Raw genomic sequence first — 17,274 nt, forward strand, 5'->3', positions numbered from 1 at the left:
GGCAGAAAGTCTCGATCTAAAAAACTGGATTTTGATGTGTAAGATTCATCTTGCTCTACAAATCGCCATCCTCTCAAATCACATTCTTGTTGCAATCTATCTTTAACTTTAGCTGTCGGGATCTGGACAAAATTCTGGTTGGTTTTACCTCCCATATTAACTTCCTGCTTCTGTCCCTTATTCCAACCAAACACCAAGACGTTGACTTGGTGATTCTCACAATAATTGATGATGGTTCTAACTGCCTTGTTAACAGCATCTCTCATCCGCCGTGCGCGAGTTTCTGATAACTGTTGCAGTCTATGAGATGAAAAACCTTTGGGTAACTTATGCCGCGAGTGTTCTGATTGAACTCTCGCTTTTTGTTTGTTAAACCATTGGTTCCAAGACTTTAACTTTTGGCCATCAATAATGAAAGGCTTACCATTACTAGAAACACAAGTTAGCCAGTTATTGATGCCGTGATCGATACCTAGAATCCCTGATACTTCCAAACTGCAACTAAGGGCTTGTTCAGTTAGAGATTCATGGACATACTCAATCCAGACCTCACCGTTTCTAGGGATCAACCTGAGTTCTTTGATTTGACATTTTTTAATGCGTTCTGGTAGCGGAACCCAGAGACAGTCTACTCCAAAGTGTTCTTTCCCTTTGGTTCCCAGAGGCAATCTTACCCGACTGCCGACTATTTTCAAGGCTTGTCCGGGATAGGCAACTTGGTACATTGCTCCCTTAGTTCTGTATTTGGGTAGTCTCGGTTTTTGATTGAGTTGTCCCTTCTTAGCCAGCCGTTCTAAAGCTCGAAAAGAGCTAAAAGATTCGGCGACAGATTTCAATGATTGTTGAGCGACTTGCGAGTAAAGTAGCCCGTAGTTTTCGTTAGTTTTGGCAATCTTGTACAAGTCAGTGTATTTGACTGCGCCTTTGCCTTTAAAGTATTGTTGCCGACTTTCGTAAGTTCCAACATTGAATAGATTGTTTGACCATCTCAATAGTTGCTCAACAATGGTTTTGTTAAGCCCCGTCAAATGCCAAACATCTTTCTGCACTGCATACATTTAATTTAGCGTTTGTTGCTGTACTATGTTTACTATAGCGTTATATTGAAGCTCAAAGAGAGTAGGCAGGATAAATCCTGCGCCGCCCTTTCATCCCTGGGCTAAAGCCACAGGGTTTTCAGGGTATTTTTTATAATTTCCGTTGCTTCAGAAGTCGAGATATAAATTGCCCCGCCTACGCCATTGCCTTCTGTGAGTCCTACCAAATTACCCACAAAAGTGCTATTTGCGATCGCACCTGGAGAAGTTTCTCCTACCCACAAACCGCCGCCTTGATCTTCCGCTTGGTTATTAGCGAAAGTGGAGTTAGATATTTGGTATTCAGCGTTGAAAATCCGCAAACCACCTCCAAGGGAATCTCCCTTACCATCTCTCACCAAGACATTATCTTTAAACAAACACTTGTCAATTGTTACTTTGTCTGGCGCATATCCTCCTAAGAAAGCCGCGCCACCTTGTCCAGCAGCTTTATTCTGCTCAAAGCTGGTATTCCGAACTACAATCTCACCGCCAGTACCATGCGGGCCCGCGCCATCGGTAAATATTGCGCCTCCATAACCCCTAGTTTCTGAGGCTCCCACCGTTCCGCCGTAGCTGGCATCATTTTCAGTAAATTTGCAATTTTCGACTGTTAAAGAACTCAGCAAGCTGTTGATACCTGCGCCCAGAGTGCCTTTATTTTGATAGAATTCGCAATCTATAAAGGTAGAGAAAGATTCGCTATGGATGGAGACAGCACCGCCACCTCGTTCTGTTTCCGGGATTAAAGAGCCGTCGTTGTGGCTAAAAATACAGGATTTGGCTGTGAAGTTAGTCCGCCACTGGGAGTAAATAGCACCGCCAATTCCTGCGGAGTTACCCTCGAAGGTGCAGTTTTCGATCGCAGTTTGGGAGTCACCGCCAATCAAAATCGCTCCGCCTGCGGAATCTTCAAAATTATCGGGGTCAGTTCCCAACACCTTGCCCCCAGTGAGGATCAGGTTTTTGAGAGTAAAGTTTGCACTATCACTAATGCGAAAAATTCTGCTATCTCCAGAACTTTTAACTGTTAATTGGGGAGCATTTGCGCCATCGATGGTCAGGTTTTTATCGATGGTAAGTTGACCATTTGTCAACAAAATCACCTGGTTTGCTAAGGTAGAATCGAAGGTGATGGTATCTCCAGCCGTTGCGGAGGCGATCGCGTTTCTCAGAGAGTCGGGGCCGTCATCGCTAGTATTCTTAACAACAAGTTCTGTCATAGATGCTACTGATTTTGTTTTCGACTATTAGAATCACCGTTAACAGTTATAGCAAGCAACTGCTTTGGTCGGTTAGGACACTCGCTCATATAGCAACCGCCAGGGCGGTTAGGGGCTAGGGAAGAAGGGAATAGAATCAGCGAGTTTGGTGGAAGTCAGAACGTCCTAACTGACGAAAGCGGTTGCTATACTTGTCATTGCGAGCCAAGCGCAGCAATCTGAGGCGCGAAGCGTTGCGAGGAACGAAGCAAGCTGGATCTTGCCCGAAGCAATCCCCTAGTCTCTGCGATTGCTTCGCTTGGCTCGCAATGACAGATCGTCAGTAATTTGCCGGAGATGATATCATTGCTGGAACTCGCTGATTCTATTCCCTTCTTCCCTTCTTCCCTAGCCCCTAGTCCCTAGCCCCTCTTTTCCCCTTCTTCCCTAGCCCCTAGCCCCTAGCCCCTAGCCCCTGTTGGGGAAATTTAGGTTGCTTATTGCTTTTTTCAATAGGAGGTTCGGATTCTACGGGGGGAGAATTCAGAGATTCTTGCCACACTTCGATTTGCGATCGCGCCTCTTCATAAATCCGAGTACCGGAGGGAATTTTCCTCAGAATCGCGATCGCACCAGGTAAATCGGATGCAGATTGTTCTTGGGCGATCGCGAAAATTCGCTGACTCCAATCATTAATCGCCTCGTCAGCTTGCGATCGCAACTCGCTAGATTCCGCTATCTGATTTGCTAGCAAAATCGCCGTTTCCAAAGCGTCAGCAGTCCCAGGTTCCGCCGCTTGACGAGCATTTTGCAAACCATCCTTTGCCTGCAACTGAGATTCCCAGTTGCGGATATTCGATCGCGCCTCATCGTAAAGTGTACGTCCCGGTTGAATCTTGCTAGCGGCCGCGATCGCTGCCAACAAATTACCATCATTAGCTAACTGCTTCGCCTGATCTAAATAAGGCCGATCTTGAAACTGCTGACTCCGATCGCCCCAAGCTTTAATTTTATCCTGAGCTTGCTGGTAAAGCGCTCGCCCAGAACCAATTTTCCTAGCTTCGACAATGGCAGCTTCCAGAGAATTAGCATCCCCCAGAGTCGCCATTTCGTCGGCACTTTCGAGAATTGGAGTATCCTCCATCAACTCAACTTGGCGAGTCCAGGTGGCGATTTCCTTCTGCGCTTCTGGCCCTCGCGGATTTCCCGCGGGAATCGTCTGTAACTGTGCGATCGCCGCCTTGAGATCGTTCGCGCCTCCCTTTGCAGCTAACTGACGTGAGGCTTCCAAGGTTTTCACATCGGCAATTTCTTGTTGCCAAATGCTAATAAAATCTTGAGCTTTATTGTAAAGTGGGCGGTTAGATTTCAGCTTTTTAGCAGCTTTGATCGCATTCTCCAAACCCGCGATCGTCCCTCCTTGAGTCTGGGAAGCAGCGCTGGCCAACTCCGTAAAATCTTTGACTTCTTCCTTTAACTTCGCACTTTCAGGAATTTTATTAACAATATCGATCGCTTCCTGCCATTGTCCGGCTCTCAACCGCCCTTCGGCTAATTCCATAATCTTTTTGCCAAATTCCCCGATCGCCTTTTGAGCAGCCTGGTAGAGGTAGCTTTCAGGAGCGATCGCACCAGCCAACTGAATTGCCGCAAAAAGATTATCTACCCCTCCAGCCTCCGCAGCACTTCGAGCTTTTGCCAACTTATTACCATCTGCGCGGGAAGTCTGAATTGCCTTAGTAATTTCCTCGTACTTAGCCGTTTCCCAGTAAGTATTGCCAACATCCAGCAACAGAGTCGCTTGTCGAAAAGCTTGATTCCAGTCTTCCTTGCGGAGAAATTCCTCAGCAGCTTGATAGATTTTTTCTGCACCATCCCAAATTGACTGCCACTGCTGAATTTGCTTTTCCACCTCCGGGTAAGCGGGAACATCGTTAGGGACTTTACGAGCGATCGCGATCGCTTCTCCCAGATTACCCCCTTGGAAAGCAGCATCGCCTAACTTAAGAATATCCTGCGACCAGTTTTCAATCTGGCGGTTGATTTGAGTCCGCAGGGGGTGATCCTTGGGTAGAGCATTAACCAAATCAATCGCCGCCAGCAAGTCGTCCACTGTCTGCTTCTGGGCCGTCACCTCAGCACAATAAAGGCGATCCGAAGCCGAAGCCGTCGGCCAAAAAATGCTCAGACAATTTGGTTGAGCCGCCAGACGGAACAGAGATGCGATCGCGATAAAAGCCACCCCGCCGGGTAGCGCTACAATTATCGCCACCCAAAACGGCCATTTCGTCGGCCATCGCCGCCAATTTTGCCAGAACTTGGGCCCAAGAGACGGGGGTTTAGGTTTCGGGGGTTCTGGTTGCTCCTCAGTTGCCAAGCGCAGAGCCAAGGCTTTTCGTCGCTCTGCGCGGCTCACTCGCCCTGGCTGAGCCCCTTCGGGTTGAGAATCTTCCCTTGCTTCTAACGGCTCTGAGACTGACCATAGGCCCGGTATTTCCCGCTCTTCACTCATAAATTACCACCACAAAAAGCAACCATTGCCGCTTTGACCATTTCAAACTGCAATGGTTGCTATCGTACTCCGCAACTCCAAAAAATCCAAATTTGTTAACGGTTAACGGTTAACGGTTAACGGTTAACTGTTAACTGTTAACCGTTAACTATTTAAGATTGGGCTTGTGCTTGCAAATCATCGATCAGTTCGGCTAGATGATCGCTGCTGGCTTTATAAACCTCACCGCAGAAGTGACAAGTCGCTTCAGCACCATCATCCTTTTCAATCATGTCTTGGAGTTCAGCTTCGCCTAACATTTTTAAGGCTCCTAAAACGCGATCGAAGGAACAGCCACAGTGAAAGCGTAGCATCTGAACCTCTGGCAAGATTTCCAGACCCATATCTCCGAGTAGTTCCTCAAACATCTGCTCTAATGTTTTACCAGACCGTAATAGAGGCGTAAAACCGGATAGTGAAGCTACTCTAGATTCCAGCTTTTCCACCAACTCATCATCAGTAGCAACTTTGGGCATAATTTGTAACATGAGGCCGCCAGAAGCTTGTACGCCTTCAGCGCCGACAAATACTCCCAAAACTAAAGCTGAAGGTGTTTGTTCCGATGTGGCCAGATAATGGCTGATGTCGTCGCCGATTTCCCCAGAAACCAGTTCTACGGTACTGGAGTAAGGGTAGCCATATCCGACATCCCGCACCACATAGAGGTAGCCTTCGCCGATTGCGCCGCCGACATCAAGTTTACCAATAGCATTTGGCGGAAGTTCGATTTCAGGGTTATCTACATAGCCGCGCACGGTTCCATCTGTACCAGCATCAACCATCAACCCGCCCAAGGGGCCATCCCCTCTGATGCGAATGTTGACTCTGGATTGCTGTGTTTTCATGCTGGAGGCCAATAGCAGCCCCGCTGACATAGTACGGCCGAGGGCGGCGGTGGCGACGTAGGAGAGTTGGTGTCGCCGTCTAGCTTCTTCCGTGAGGCGGGTGGTGATTACGCCTACAGCCCGAATTCCGCCCTCTGCGGCTGTAGCGCGAATTAATTGATCGGCCATGAACCTTACATTTCTTAACAACTTCCACTTTCTTTATTCTAGCGGCGTTCTACTTCGCCTAAAATCTATAGCGTAATTTCACACGACTAGACATGGCAAAACTGCCCATAGAAATTGCCGAAACCATTTGGAGCCTAAAACAGCAACTATTGCATATTATAAGAAAATACCCTGAAAACCCTGCGACTTTAGTCCAGGGATGAAAGGGGTCGGGAGACTCTAGTCTCCCAGTTAGATATTTCCAAGTATAGTAAAATTAATCAAAGGAGGTGAAATTAATGTATGCAGTACAAAAAGATATCTGGCATTTAACAGGACGCGATAAATCCATTGTCGAGCAACTGTTGAGATGGTCAAATAATCTGTTTAATGTCGGCACTTACGAAAGTCGGCAACGGTACTTTAGGGATAGAAGCGCAGTTAAATATCCCGAACTGTACAAAATAACCAAAACCAACGAAAATTACGGATTACTTTACTCGCAAGTCGCCCAACAATCATTGAAATCTGTCGCCGAATCTTTTAGCTCTTTTCGAGCCTTAAAAAAGTTAGCCAAGAAAGGAGAAATTAATCAAAAGCCGAGATTACCCAAGTACAGAACCAAGGGGGCGATGTACCAGGTTTCCTATCCGGGACAAGCCTTGAAAATAGTCGGTAATCGGGTGAGATTGCCTCTAGGAACCAAAGGCAAAGAACACTTTGGGGCAGACTGTCTCTGGGTAACATTACCGGAACGCTTGAAAGATTGCCAAATTAAAGAACTTAGGCTAATCCCTAGAAATGGTGAGGTCTGGATTGAGTATGTTTACGAGTCTCTGACTGAGCAAGCTCTTAGTTGCAGTCTCGAAGTGACAGGAGTTTTAGGAATAGATCATGGCATTGATAACTGGCTAACTTGTGTCTCTAGTAATGGTAATCCTTTCATTATTGATGGTCACAAATTGAAGTCTTGGAACCAATGGTTTAATAAGGAAAAAGCGCGAGTTCAATCGACTCACGCTCAATACAAGTTACCTAAAGGTTTCTCGTCAAAACGACTGCAACAGTTGTCGGAAACCCGCGCACGGCGGATGAGAGATGCTGTTAATAAGGCAGTCAGAACCATCGTAGATTATTGCGAAAATCACCAAATCAACGTCATAGTTTTTGGTTGGAATAAAGGACAGAAGCAAGAGGTTAATATGGGGGGAGTTACTAACCAGAACTTTGTCCAAATCCCTACCGCTAAAGTTAAAGATAGATTGCAACAAGAGTGTGAGTCTCTAGGCTGGCGATTTTTAGAGCAAGACGAATCTTACACATCAAAAGCCAGCTTTTTAGACCAAGATTTTCTGCCAGTGAAAGTCGGTGAAAAACCCGACAATTGGCAGCCATCGGGCAAAAGAATTAAAAGAGGATTGTACCGTTCTAGCACTGGGTTGTTAATCAATGCAGATACTAACGGTGCAGGAAATATCATTAGAAAATCAAAAGTAGCCATAGACTCGATTATCGAGCGAGTGGGTAGCGGGTTGCTGACAAACCCTTTAAGAATTAAACTTTGGTGGGATTCATCCCCCAAAGTTTGTCCTTAAGAATCCCCGTGTCTTTAGACCAGGGAGTGTCAATGAAGATGCTACAGAAGCCGAATATACTCTCTTTGAGCAATTTGGAGAAACCGACAGAACAATTGACTATTTAGATCAGCTAAAAAATGTAGCACAGCAAGCCGATGAGCGGTTTTCCCAGTTTTCCATATTGCAACGACGCTTGGCTAATGCAGTACCCACAGCAACTTCTGATATGCTAAAGTTAGTAACAGAAGTTATTGCTTATACCCAGGCTAGACTTCCCGCATGGGAACGCAGCATTGAAGAAATTAAGATTGAGTGGAGATTATGATCAACCAACAAGGATATGTGCCGCCCCTAAATGTCGATCGACGACTCCTCGCTAATTTACGTCGTAGTCGCTTGGAAATGGAAGAATTAGGTTGGAAATTAGAAGAAGTTATTGCCAAATTAGACGAAGAGCATCGACAAATTCAACAAAAACGGTTACAAATACTTTTAAACAGTCAGTAGTTATCATAGATGTTGAGAACATTATATAGAGGCGATCGCTTTTTATGGGTTAGGGTTGATGAGTTGTCCCGTTCTAAAATATTTAATCACTATGTTTGGTAATTATCAACAAAGTCACTTGCGGATTGAGGTTAATGCTTCGGAGAGTGAGATTCGGGATAGTTTGTTACGTCCGAGTCAATTGCAAAAGTGGCTGTGGCCGCAACAATTTAGTAGTGGGTTGCCGGAACAATTATACACAGGTTTGGCGTTTACGAGTTGGGTTGGCCCGGTGGCTTTGGAGCACAAGGTAGAGATTGCGGAGTCCAATTGTTTGCGGTTGTTATTAAGTCAAGGTATTGATGGGTTTCACGAGTGGTATTGGGGGGATGGTTGGGTGCAGTCGCGCTTAGAGGGGGTGTCGGTGATGCCTTTGAGTTTGGGGCAAACTGTTAGTTTGTTGCGGTTGCGGGAGTTTTTGAAGAAGGGGAAGGGGGAATAATTAATAGCCCAATTGATCGGCATTCAAATACTAAAATTTAGGAGGTTGTAATGATTAGTACCTCAACTCCTGCTGAACAGAGAACTTTGCTTAGAAATATTAGCTGGCAAACTTTTGAAAGCTTGCTTAGCGATCTTGGGGAACACCGTTCCTCACGCCTGACTTACAATCGGGGTACTTTGGAAATTATGACACCTTTGTATGAGCATGAAAAACCTAAAGAAGTGCTTACGGCTCTCGTTGGTATTATAGCAGAAGAGTTGAATATAGAGATTGCTAGAGCAGGTTCTACTACTTTTAAGCGTCAAGACTTAGGGCGCGGCGCTGAGCCTGATTCCAGTTTTTATGTCCAAAATGAGAGATTAGTCAGAGGTAAAAGTAAAATAGATTTGAGGAATGATCCGCCGCCTGATTTGGTAATAGAAATAGATATTACTAGCAGTTCTCTTGACAGTTTTGATATTTATTCTGCCTTGGGTGTACCGGAAATTTGGAGGTATAACGGGCGGGTTTTACAATTTTTTCAGCTTCAAGAGGCAGAATATATCGCTTGTGAATATAGCCGAATTTTTCCATTTTTACCTGTTGCTGAAGTTGCTAGGTTTTTGGAGGAGAGTAAAACTGTAGGGGAGACTACTCTGTTGCGAAGTTTTCGAGTTTGGGTGAGGAGTAAAATCATTTCCGGTTGATTTATTATATCAATTTGTCTGCCGCCTGTTGCACTTTTTCAACTTGTCTGGGGGCTTCCATTTCGGTGAATAGTTGAATTGCCTTGTTAAAGTTTTCTTGACTATCATCAGTATTTCCTATTATTTGATAAGTTAAACCTAATTGATAGTAAGCTTCAGCTAAGTCAGATTTAGCACCGATTTTATCCAGAAGTTCGATTGATTCTGAGTGATGGGAAAGGGCTGTTTCAAATTCTCCCTGTATGCGATAGAGTTCTGCTAGACCACTTAAAGCTTTAGCTTTAACCTGAGTGTAGTTAATTTTTTCTGCAAATGAAATGGCTTGGCGAAACATTTCAAAAGATTTTTCAATTTCTCCTAAATTTTTATAAGTTAGACCCATAAACAATAAACTATATCCTTTGCTCCAAAAACTATTATTTATTTTATAAATCACTATTTCCGCTTGTTGTGCATAACTCAGAGCGATAGCTTTAAAGCCTAAACATGAATTCAAAAATGCTAAACAATATAAATAGTCTTTCTCATTATTATGCAAACCATGTTCTGAATCCTTATGAGTACAAAAAAATTCTATGTTTTCAAAAAGATTGACAGATTCTTCAAGTTCCCACAAGTCAATTTTACAAAGCGCTATATTAATTAAAGACCAAGTTTTTATACGTTTGGCATCCAAATATATTAAATCGCTTAAATTAATAGATAAAATTGTGCGTTCCGCTGCTTTAAATGATAAATTATGACATTCAATTGCTGGGTTAATACTTCCAGTTAACCAGTATAAAGTCCCTAAACAATTATACAGTATGCTCAGTATATGATCATTTTTAACTTCGCTAATAATTGAATTAATTGAGTAAACTATTAATTGTAACAAACCCAACCTATAAAACGCAACCCCCAGACGTTCTCCGTTTCTCAAACTGCTATCTCTCCTTTTGAGAATTACAGAGCCAGCTTGCTCAAAGTCATTAATCTCTACACAGTGATAGTAAGCTTCAAAAGCCCTCTGTACATCTTCTACAGTTTCAACTGTATTAACACTATCCGTCCAAAACTCTGATGCTTTTCGATTAGCTTCTTCCCAATCTTTACTATTTCGTAACCGTGCGATCGCCTCTGCCCGAATCACTGGATGCAACCAATATTCTCCTTTAAAACACTCTACTAAAGACCTACTTCGCAAAGATTCAATCACCCGTCTGCGCTGTCCTTCTGGCACATCCCACAGTAAGCACAATAAACCCTCAGTGGGTACAGTCGGCACATCCTGATAGCGATAACATCCCAAACGGCAGAGGAGTTTATAGGCTTCAGGATAAGTGTTTTCGAGACGATTAAACTGTTCTTTAACAAGGTTTTCTACAGCCAACTCCACCAATAAATCAGCTTCGATTTTATGTTCTTGCCAATAGGCTACCATCCCTCCATCTCTCTGTATGGGATCGCATAAAATAGTCATCGCCAAAGCATTTCCACCATAAGCTTTGTGCATTTCTTTTAGAGTTATCTCATCTATCTCAATATCACGGCCGCTAAAAAAATCTTGCCACGCTTTTTCATCAAGACTAGGTAATGAGTAATTGGTGACACCCACGCATTCAGCCAAAGGTTCGCGACTGGTAATTAACGTTACTGACTGTACCGAAGAATCAGCCAAAACTCGCAATAAATCCACATAGCGGCGATGGGGTTCAATAAATCTGCCTTGTCCATCTAGCGCAGGTTCCAAATTATCAATTAATACCCCCACTCGGCGCGTCTGAAGTTGGCGTTTCAGTCTCCCAAGCGTCACTCCAAACTCGCGGCCAGGTTCTTCCTGAAAGTCGCGTTTCAGCCATTCTTCAATCACGCTTTCAACGAGGGTAATATTTTCTTTCTCCTTTGCCATTTGCAAGTCCAGTATTAAGTCAAAACCCTGAGATTTGAGATATTCCTGGGCTAAAGTTGTCTTTCCCACGCCTCCTGGTGCTTGGATAACGATAACTTTTGCGCCTTGGTTGATACGGGTGTTAAGGTACGCGATCGCATTTTCTCGGCCGACAAAATTCAGGTTTTGTACTGAAAGAGGTTCCTTTACAGGGGACACCACAGGTAAAGTTGTTTCCTGAATTTCGCTGAGTTCAGCAACTTGTTCCCAGTTAACACCTACAGCCTCACAAATTGCAATAAAGGCATACCGATCGATGGCAGACTTTCTTGCCCAAAACCGCTTTAGTGTGGCTTCTGAGGTTGCAGCAGTTTCTACCCATATTGAAGCGATTTTCTGCCAGCGTTTCCTGCGTCTAGCTTCGTCAACGATTTTTAGCCCCTGTTCTGATGCCTTCAGAGAATCAATCATTGTTCACCATTACCCCTACGGTGTTCTCATCCGATTTTAGATCGCTTTGGTTCAGTAAGAGAAGCAGTGAGCTATTTAGTGAGCTAAAAAGATGAACCCAACTGAGCCGCCAAGCCAATTTGTATCTGGGATATTGGAAATGTGGGAAGCAATTCTAAGTTGCCAATAACACTAATCAAATTTACCCATGTTTTTCAACCGTCGCAAACCCAAATTTCAAATGTTAGAAGAACCAGAGAGAGGAATTGTAGACGAGGCGATTGCGCCTAACCAACCCGGCAGAGTTAAAGCAAGGGGCAGTTATTGGCCAGCAGAACTCTATCAGTCAGATTGCCAAACCCCTCTCCTTCCCGGCGAGTCAGTTCTTGTGCTGGCTATCAACAATATTACCTTGCTTGTAGTCAAATTGTAATTTTCATGGAGGAAAATATTATGAAATCGTTACCAATCTCAAATAAAACAGCGATTGATAGTGGTGAAATTGTTGAAGTTTCCCCCTCCGAAACCCTTCACGATCACGTCCACGCTTCGACAGAATACATGATGGTTTTGCAAGGTGAAATTGAATTAGCAATGCAAAATCCTAAAATTGGCTGGTGGTATCGCAAAATTTGTGTTCGTGGCGAATGTTATGAAATACGGTCAGGTTGGGTTCATAGTGTCACAAATCTGTCTCGCGATCGCGATGCAATGATTCAGCGATTCTATGAATAATGAAGTAACAGCGATCGCATTTCCCCAAAGTTATGATATAATTACTCATTAGTTACAACTTACAACTAGACTTGCCCAATTCTTTTGATATAAAGAAGTAAAGCCTGTGAAAATAGAAGAATTACTGCAAACAAGAGGAATTATTCACCGCGATCCCGAAATTATGAGCGGTGTCCCCGTATTTGTCGGCAGCCGCGTCCCCTTAAAAACTTTTTTCGACTACCTAGAAGGTGAAAGCGGTTTCGCAGAATTTATTAATGATTTTCCTTACTTAGAAAGTCAAGCAATTAAAGTGTTAGAAAATCTAACTAAAATGATGCTCTCCCTGGAAAGTAATAATAATGCTTATACTGCTTGATGAAAATCTATTGAGTCAAAAACTCAAGCAGCCTTTCTTAGATGCGGGTCATTCAATCAGCAATGTTTATGACATGGGGTGGAGAGGCCTAAAAGATAGGGAAATTCTGGATAGATCGGAGAGTCATCCTTTTGATGTTTTTATCACCGCTGATAAAAATCTTCCCTATCAACAAAATCTAGCAAGTCGTGTTATTAGAATTATAGTGTTAGATTCTAGTAGTACAAGACCAGCTCATCTTGTACCTTTGATGAAGCAAGTTAGCACTATGATATCGTCGTTGCCAGTAGGTTCGGCAATTCGTATTAGTGATGGTGGTGATGTTGTTTTCATTCCTTGAGCGATCGCACTTCCCAAAGAAGCGCGATCGCTTTTCTTTTAGACATAAAATAGGTATTGACATTTTACTAATTAATGGTGTACAATTTCCCCAAGCAAAGTTGAAAAATACCCACAATATATTGAAAATTCAAAGTTATGACACCTGTAACCCAAGGTACAACAAAAACTCCGAACCTAGTTGTAGCGCAAATAGCTCAAGAAGAATTAGCCAGACTCAGCCAACCTGAAGCTACTCTTAGCAAATTTGATATTGACTTAAGTACGGACTGTCAAACGATTAAGTTTAGCGATCTACCAACAGAAGAACAGCAAGGAATTATTAAGGGATTACAAGCCTGCGAAAAAGGAGGTTTTATTACCTTAGATGATTATAGAAAGCGCCGTTTCTCAAAAACAACATCAGACTCACGCTGACGATAAATTTCACTCTGACAATTCGCTTATAAATTGTCAGGTACGCTTAACCATGCCAAAATTACTGTAATTTAGTTATAACTTTATCAATTTAGCTGTAAATCAGGTGTATACAGTCTGGCTCGATCCTATAGAACAAATCCTAGATAGTCTTGATGATAAACAAGCGGAATCTATTTTAGCACAATTAGACTCTTGGGCGCAAAGGATACAGCTTGAAAGAAGAAACGTCCCACGATTTTACTCAATTGCACCCTTAAACTGCCAAGATTATAGAGGTATAGAGTGTTTAGTAGATCATAAATATCAATCAATTATACCTTTAGCGTTTTTGCCTAAACCATTTGATAATCCTTTAGGATAAAAGCGATCGCACTTCCCAAAAAAGCGCGATCGCTTTTCTTTTTTTCAAGTTATTGACGGTGGATGTTCCCCTACTTGTACCCAAATTTGACGCACCCCAACTAATTGAGGTCGATTCATTTTTAAAGCAACAATAGTAGCCCTACCAATAGCTGTTATTCCAATAATTTCAGTAGCATTTTCATCCCAAGAAAAATGGTCATTCCAACTCTGATCTTGAGGATGAAACAACAATACTTCTTCTCCGCTTAAAGGATCGATTGCCTTTTGACGATTCGCCTTATAGCGATTACAGCTAGGACAAGCTAAACACAAATTCTCAAATACACTTTCTCCCCCAGCCGATCGCGGTACAATATGTTCAATCTCAAAAGTAGTTGCGATCAGCACTTCAGCGGTACGACAATAAGCACAACAATTAATAAAACGACTACGAATTTGGCGCTGTAAATCAACAGGAATATAAACACTCACGATTTATTCCCCTAGTTTCTGTAACGTATATCTAGCTCTAGCTTTTAAAAGATTTAATCGATCTATTTTTTCGATTAAATTATCTAGCCTCACCATTTCTGACTCATCCAGCAGCCCATCCGCATTTCTTTCTAATAATTCATCTAATTGATTTTGTTCGCTGATTCCCAACTTAATTTCAGCTAATGCTTCCAATTCTCCTTGACTCAAACCGACCAAAAATTCAGCATCTTTAGTTTGAGAAATAACTAATTGCTGATATGTTTCTAAATTCAGTAAAACACCTACGCGATCGCCGCGTTCATTCGTAACATACTGTACTTTTTCTACCATATTTTTATGAATCTAATAACTTAATTTAAGTTTAGCTTAAGCAAGGAAATTTTGTCAAATTTATTAAATGACTATAGCACAATATTATAGTACAATACGGTTCAGTTAATGTTTCTTTGGTCATGGCGAGCGAATAGCGAAGCAATCGCAGTATCTATTGCTCTAAAGAAAGTTCTCGCTCTTCTGTGAGACTATCGGCACTCCCATCGGCAATGAAAACTACCACTTCAACAGTTTGTCCTACCAACAGGGTTGGAGATTCAATTTCAATCCTGTTTCCTGCCAAAACTTTTGTGGTTAAATGTAAAGTTGATTTCATTATTTAAGTTTGAATGAAGGTTTACAAGATTCTATTTTAATATTGTAAACTATTAATGAGTTCTCCCCTTCTAAAATCTAAAATTATTGCGGCCATCTTCCTTCGCACGGTACAAAGCACCATCCGCCTTTTTCATCAAAATATCGCTATCATCGCCATCCTCTGGATAGATAGCAATCCCGATACTAGAACCGATCGCAACCTTATTTCCTTCCAAATTAAACTCACCCTGCAAAGACTCCAAAATTCTCTGCGCGATCGCCGCCGCATCTTTAGCACGAGAAATATTCGGCAACAAAATGATAAACTCGTCCCCACCCCACCTAGCAATAGTGTCCCCTTCCCGCAGACAATTACTCAACCGCTTCACCACAGCCTGCAACAAGCGATCGCCAATAGCATGACCCAAAGTATCATTAACAATCTTAAAATGGTCTAAATCCAAAAACATCAAAGCAAACAGGCTACCCTTACGGCGAGCATTCTGCAAAGCTAAATTCAACTTTTCCCCCAAAAGAGTACGATTTGGCAAACCCGTCAGCCTGTCGTGAAGCGCTTCATGGCGCATCATTTCCTCCGTTTTCTGCCGCTGAAGCGCCCCGCCAATACTCTCCCCAATCACCATTAAAATCGAAATTTCACCCTCCGACCAACGGCGGTGCGAGTTAGTACCGTCATCAAACCCCAGATAACCCCAAAGTTTCCTCTCCACTCGAATCGGTACAATCAGCCGTGATAGCAAACCCTCTCTCTCCAAAACTTCCCTTTCTTCTTTTGGGAAAGACTCAATAAAATCTGTAATCGCATGAGTCGCTTCTAAAATACTCTGCCAGTGTGTCAGGCCAAAACTATTGGGAGTCAAATTCTGGCGATCGGGCGGGTTAATGCTAGGCTCGATCGATGCCATCACCCATTCAAACCGCAAACTCAAGGCTGCTTCTTCCGTCTCTGGATGCGGATGAGTCTCATAAATATAAACGCGATCAACACCTGTCACCACCCCTAAAGTCGCTAACGCTTTAATAATCGCCGCTTTATGATCTGCGTCTGTCAATAAATGGTGCATAGCAGTCGCAACACCTTGCAGCAAGGTTTCTTGCTTGTGAAGTTCTGCTTCCGTTTCCTTACGCTTAGTAATATCTTCTACAGTGCCTTCGTAACCAGCAATCTGACCCCTCTCGTCCATGATGGCGCGAGCACTCTCAGAAATCCAGATGGTACTACCATCTTGGCGATAAACTTGAGACTCAAAACCAGAAATGACATCCTGTTTCTGGAGCAAGCGCTTAAATTCGTTGCGGCGGTTGGGGTTAACATAAAGTTGCCTGCCGATGTCAGTAATGCCCGTCATCAGTTCGTCAGGGGATTTGTAGCCGTAAATGCGGGCAAGCATGGGGTTGACGGTTTGATAGCGCCCTTCGGCCGATGTTTGGTAGATACCAGCAACGGCGTTTTCAAAGATATTGCGGTATTTCTTGTGATGGATAACAACTCCCAACTGTACGCCAACTGCCGAAAGTAAGGAAATTTGTTTATTTTCTAAACGGGGTTCAAACATGAAGAAAACAAGTACCGCGATCAGTTTGCCGCTGGCAAGGATGGGAATGCTTAGTCCAGCTTGAAAACCCGCAATGGCGGCAATATCTGGGTCAAGGAGGCTATCAACGGGTTGCGGTAAATCGGCTGGCATCCATTTGAGAGGTTGCAGCGACCAGATTTGTCCTAAGTTACTGCTTGCGGAAAATTTCTGTTGTTTTCTGGTGCTGCGGAATGAGTCTAAATTTTGAGAAGTGCTGTAGTAGGCGGGTGTACATTCTATGAAGGCGGGATCGGCACTGGGAACCCAAGCTTCGGCATAATTCCAGTTTGTGACTTGGCAGATTTTTTGCAGGGCAATGGTGAGAGCTGAATCGAAGTCTTGAGCTTCGGCTACACTTAAGGTGATGGTTTGCAATAAGTGTGCTACTGCTCTGTTCCTTTGTCGCTCTGTGATGTCGTGGCAGATGCCGAGTATTTTGGTAATTTTCCCAGCAACGAAGATGGGGGAGAGGTCAATCAATACTAGCTGAGAGCCTGTTTCTGTTTCTAATGGCTGTTGGTAAGAACGGGATTGCTGTTGTTGCAGGCAGATAGTGAGGTTATGCTGGGTTGTACGAGCGATCGCCTCTGGTAAGCACTCGCCGATTGATTTGGAGGCTACGTCGATGTCTGCGATCGCGTACATTTGCAAGTAAATTTGATTCGCAGACACGAAACGGAATTCTTCTCGAATCGGCTCTACTATGAAAATGCCGTCTGAGCTGTGTTTGAAGACGGCTCCCAGTATGGCTTCCTGTTCGCAAGCTGAATTCTCTTCACCCACGGGAGTGCTGTTTGGTTCTTCTCTCAAGTTCCAGCAAAGCATTTTTACTTTTACCGCTTATAAAAACCTATGCAAATCTACTATCGCTAATAGAGGAGCAAAAGCCTAAGTCTACGGTGTAACTTAACCAAAGGTAAGTAATATTGCATTACTGCTTGCTTTTATAAGCTTGTCCACTA

Annotated in this window: 20 protein-coding genes; 11 read left to right on the forward strand and 9 right to left on the reverse strand. The window is 43.3% G+C overall.

Going from position 1 to position 17,274, the window contains the following annotated elements; all coding sequences use genetic code 11:
- The 4 genes from PY364_RS14020 to hslO all read right to left on the reverse strand — a co-directional run.
- On the reverse strand, positions 1 to 1,058 hold a 1,058-nt coding region (locus PY364_RS14020; protein ID WP_275523356.1), incomplete at its 3' end, for a transposase.
- Positions 1,059 to 1,159: 101 nt separating this feature from the next.
- Positions 1,160 to 2,299: a right-handed parallel beta-helix repeat-containing protein gene (locus tag PY364_RS14025; RefSeq protein ID WP_275523358.1), complete on the reverse strand. Its 1,140-nt coding sequence runs from the start codon at positions 2,297 to 2,299 to the stop codon at positions 1,160 to 1,162.
- A 433-nt stretch (positions 2,300 to 2,732) separates the two neighbouring features.
- On the reverse strand, positions 2,733 to 4,790 hold the full coding sequence (locus tag PY364_RS14030) for a hypothetical protein (RefSeq protein WP_275523360.1): 2,058 nt from the start codon (positions 4,788 to 4,790) through the stop codon (positions 2,733 to 2,735).
- Between the two features lie 152 nt (positions 4,791 to 4,942).
- Positions 4,943 to 5,842, reverse strand: a complete 900-nt coding sequence (gene hslO, locus PY364_RS14035) for an Hsp33 family molecular chaperone HslO (protein WP_275523362.1) — start codon at positions 5,840 to 5,842, stop codon at positions 4,943 to 4,945.
- Between the two features lie 278 nt (positions 5,843 to 6,120).
- Between hslO and PY364_RS14040 the strand changes: the two genes are divergently transcribed.
- The 5 genes from PY364_RS14040 to PY364_RS14060 all read left to right on the forward strand — a co-directional run bounded on the left by PY364_RS14040 (position 6,121) and on the right by PY364_RS14060 (position 9,075).
- The gene (locus tag PY364_RS14040) at positions 6,121 to 7,416 is read left to right on the forward strand and encodes a transposase (RefSeq protein ID WP_275523364.1); all 1,296 of its coding nucleotides are present in this window, start codon (positions 6,121 to 6,123) and stop codon (positions 7,414 to 7,416) included.
- Positions 7,417 to 7,579: 163 nt separating this feature from the next.
- Positions 7,580 to 7,723, forward strand: a complete 144-nt coding sequence (locus PY364_RS14045) for a hypothetical protein (protein WP_275523365.1) — start codon at positions 7,580 to 7,582, stop codon at positions 7,721 to 7,723.
- Positions 7,720 to 7,905: a hypothetical protein gene (locus PY364_RS14050; RefSeq protein WP_275523366.1), complete on the forward strand. Its 186-nt coding sequence runs from the start codon at positions 7,720 to 7,722 to the stop codon at positions 7,903 to 7,905. Before PY364_RS14045 ends, PY364_RS14050 begins: the two co-directional genes overlap by 4 nt.
- 91 nt (positions 7,906 to 7,996) lie before the next feature.
- Positions 7,997 to 8,386 carry a hypothetical protein gene (locus PY364_RS14055; protein WP_275523368.1) on the forward strand — a complete coding sequence of 130 codons (390 nt, stop codon included), beginning with the start codon at positions 7,997 to 7,999 and terminating at the stop codon, positions 8,384 to 8,386.
- 50 nt (positions 8,387 to 8,436) lie between these two features.
- Positions 8,437 to 9,075, forward strand: coding sequence for a Uma2 family endonuclease (locus PY364_RS14060; RefSeq protein WP_275523370.1), 639 nt, complete (start codon positions 8,437 to 8,439; stop codon positions 9,073 to 9,075).
- A gap of 4 nt (positions 9,076 to 9,079) precedes the next feature.
- On the opposite strand, the gene PY364_RS14065 is transcribed toward PY364_RS14060, so the two are convergent.
- A complete protein-coding gene (locus PY364_RS14065; protein WP_275523372.1) occupies positions 9,080 to 11,416 on the reverse strand; it encodes a tetratricopeptide repeat protein in 2,337 nt (778 codons plus the stop codon).
- A 187-nt stretch (positions 11,417 to 11,603) separates the two neighbouring features.
- On the opposite strand from PY364_RS14065, the gene PY364_RS14070 reads away from it, so the two are divergent.
- The 6 genes from PY364_RS14070 (at position 11,604) to PY364_RS14095 (ending at position 13,608) form a co-directional block, all read left to right on the forward strand.
- Positions 11,604 to 11,828 (forward strand): NfeD family protein, encoded by a 225-nt coding sequence (locus PY364_RS14070; RefSeq protein ID WP_275523374.1) that lies wholly within the window; start codon positions 11,604 to 11,606, stop codon positions 11,826 to 11,828.
- Positions 11,829 to 11,848: 20 nt separating this feature from the next.
- The gene (locus tag PY364_RS14075; RefSeq protein ID WP_275523375.1) at positions 11,849 to 12,130 is read left to right on the forward strand and encodes a hypothetical protein; all 282 of its coding nucleotides are present in this window, start codon (positions 11,849 to 11,851) and stop codon (positions 12,128 to 12,130) included.
- A 106-nt stretch (positions 12,131 to 12,236) separates the two neighbouring features.
- Complete coding sequence (locus tag PY364_RS14080; RefSeq protein ID WP_275523376.1) at positions 12,237 to 12,488, forward strand: DUF433 domain-containing protein; 252 nt, start codon at positions 12,237 to 12,239, stop codon at positions 12,486 to 12,488.
- Positions 12,472 to 12,828, forward strand: a complete 357-nt coding sequence (locus PY364_RS14085) for a DUF5615 family PIN-like protein (RefSeq protein WP_275523377.1) — start codon at positions 12,472 to 12,474, stop codon at positions 12,826 to 12,828. The genes PY364_RS14080 and PY364_RS14085 overlap by 17 nt, the downstream gene beginning before the upstream one ends.
- A 137-nt stretch (positions 12,829 to 12,965) precedes the next feature.
- Entirely contained in the window at positions 12,966 to 13,244 is a 279-nt protein-coding gene (locus PY364_RS14090; protein WP_275523378.1) for a hypothetical protein, read from the forward strand.
- A 106-nt stretch (positions 13,245 to 13,350) separates the two neighbouring features.
- Positions 13,351 to 13,608 carry a hypothetical protein gene (locus PY364_RS14095; RefSeq protein WP_275523379.1) on the forward strand — a complete coding sequence of 86 codons (258 nt, stop codon included), beginning with the start codon at positions 13,351 to 13,353 and terminating at the stop codon, positions 13,606 to 13,608.
- Between the two features lie 44 nt (positions 13,609 to 13,652).
- On the opposite strand, the gene PY364_RS14100 is transcribed toward PY364_RS14095, so the two are convergent.
- From PY364_RS14100 to PY364_RS14115, 4 genes are all read right to left on the reverse strand, one after another.
- Positions 13,653 to 14,081 carry an HNH endonuclease gene (locus tag PY364_RS14100; RefSeq protein WP_275523381.1) on the reverse strand — a complete coding sequence of 143 codons (429 nt, stop codon included), beginning with the start codon at positions 14,079 to 14,081 and terminating at the stop codon, positions 13,653 to 13,655.
- A gap of 3 nt (positions 14,082 to 14,084) precedes the next feature.
- The gene (locus PY364_RS14105; protein ID WP_275523382.1) at positions 14,085 to 14,414 is read right to left on the reverse strand and encodes a hypothetical protein; all 330 of its coding nucleotides are present in this window, start codon (positions 14,412 to 14,414) and stop codon (positions 14,085 to 14,087) included.
- Between the two features lie 154 nt (positions 14,415 to 14,568).
- A complete protein-coding gene (locus PY364_RS14110) occupies positions 14,569 to 14,733 on the reverse strand; it encodes a hypothetical protein (protein WP_275523383.1) in 165 nt (54 codons plus the stop codon).
- Between the two features lie 70 nt (positions 14,734 to 14,803).
- The gene (locus PY364_RS14115; RefSeq protein ID WP_275523384.1) at positions 14,804 to 17,137 is read right to left on the reverse strand and encodes a diguanylate cyclase; all 2,334 of its coding nucleotides are present in this window, start codon (positions 17,135 to 17,137) and stop codon (positions 14,804 to 14,806) included.
- Positions 17,138 to 17,274 lie beyond the last annotated feature (137 nt).

It is taken from the genome of Kamptonema sp. UHCC 0994 (assembly GCF_029167235.1).
GTDB lineage: Bacteria > Cyanobacteriota > Cyanobacteriia > Cyanobacteriales > Microcoleaceae > Kamptonema.

What these genes read in the sequence shown, in the direction of transcription:
- PY364_RS14025 (WP_275523358.1), bottom strand. Translation starts at nt 2,299, where the DNA reads ATGACAGAACTTGTTGTTAAGAATACTAGCGATGACGGCCCCGACTCT.
- PY364_RS14030 (WP_275523360.1), bottom strand. Translation starts at nt 4,790, where the DNA reads ATGAGTGAAGAGCGGGAAATACCGGGCCTATGGTCAGTCTCAGAGCCG.
- hslO (WP_275523362.1), bottom strand. Translation starts at nt 5,842, where the DNA reads ATGGCCGATCAATTAATTCGCGCTACAGCCGCAGAGGGCGGAATTCGG.
- PY364_RS14040 (WP_275523364.1), top strand. Translation starts at nt 6,121, where the DNA reads ATGTATGCAGTACAAAAAGATATCTGGCATTTAACAGGACGCGATAAA.
- PY364_RS14050 (WP_275523366.1), top strand. Translation starts at nt 7,720, where the DNA reads ATGATCAACCAACAAGGATATGTGCCGCCCCTAAATGTCGATCGACGA.
- PY364_RS14055 (WP_275523368.1), top strand. Translation starts at nt 7,997, where the DNA reads ATGTTTGGTAATTATCAACAAAGTCACTTGCGGATTGAGGTTAATGCT.
- PY364_RS14060 (WP_275523370.1), top strand. Translation starts at nt 8,437, where the DNA reads ATGATTAGTACCTCAACTCCTGCTGAACAGAGAACTTTGCTTAGAAAT.
- PY364_RS14065 (WP_275523372.1), bottom strand. Translation starts at nt 11,416, where the DNA reads ATGATTGATTCTCTGAAGGCATCAGAACAGGGGCTAAAAATCGTTGAC.
- PY364_RS14070 (WP_275523374.1), top strand. Translation starts at nt 11,604, where the DNA reads ATGTTTTTCAACCGTCGCAAACCCAAATTTCAAATGTTAGAAGAACCA.
- PY364_RS14075 (WP_275523375.1), top strand. Translation starts at nt 11,849, where the DNA reads ATGAAATCGTTACCAATCTCAAATAAAACAGCGATTGATAGTGGTGAA.
- PY364_RS14085 (WP_275523377.1), top strand. Translation starts at nt 12,472, where the DNA reads ATGCTTATACTGCTTGATGAAAATCTATTGAGTCAAAAACTCAAGCAG.
- PY364_RS14090 (WP_275523378.1), top strand. Translation starts at nt 12,966, where the DNA reads ATGACACCTGTAACCCAAGGTACAACAAAAACTCCGAACCTAGTTGTA.
- PY364_RS14105 (WP_275523382.1), bottom strand. Translation starts at nt 14,414, where the DNA reads ATGGTAGAAAAAGTACAGTATGTTACGAATGAACGCGGCGATCGCGTA.
- PY364_RS14110 (WP_275523383.1), bottom strand. Translation starts at nt 14,733, where the DNA reads ATGAAATCAACTTTACATTTAACCACAAAAGTTTTGGCAGGAAACAGG.
- PY364_RS14115 (WP_275523384.1), bottom strand. Translation starts at nt 17,137, where the DNA reads ATGCTTTGCTGGAACTTGAGAGAAGAACCAAACAGCACTCCCGTGGGT.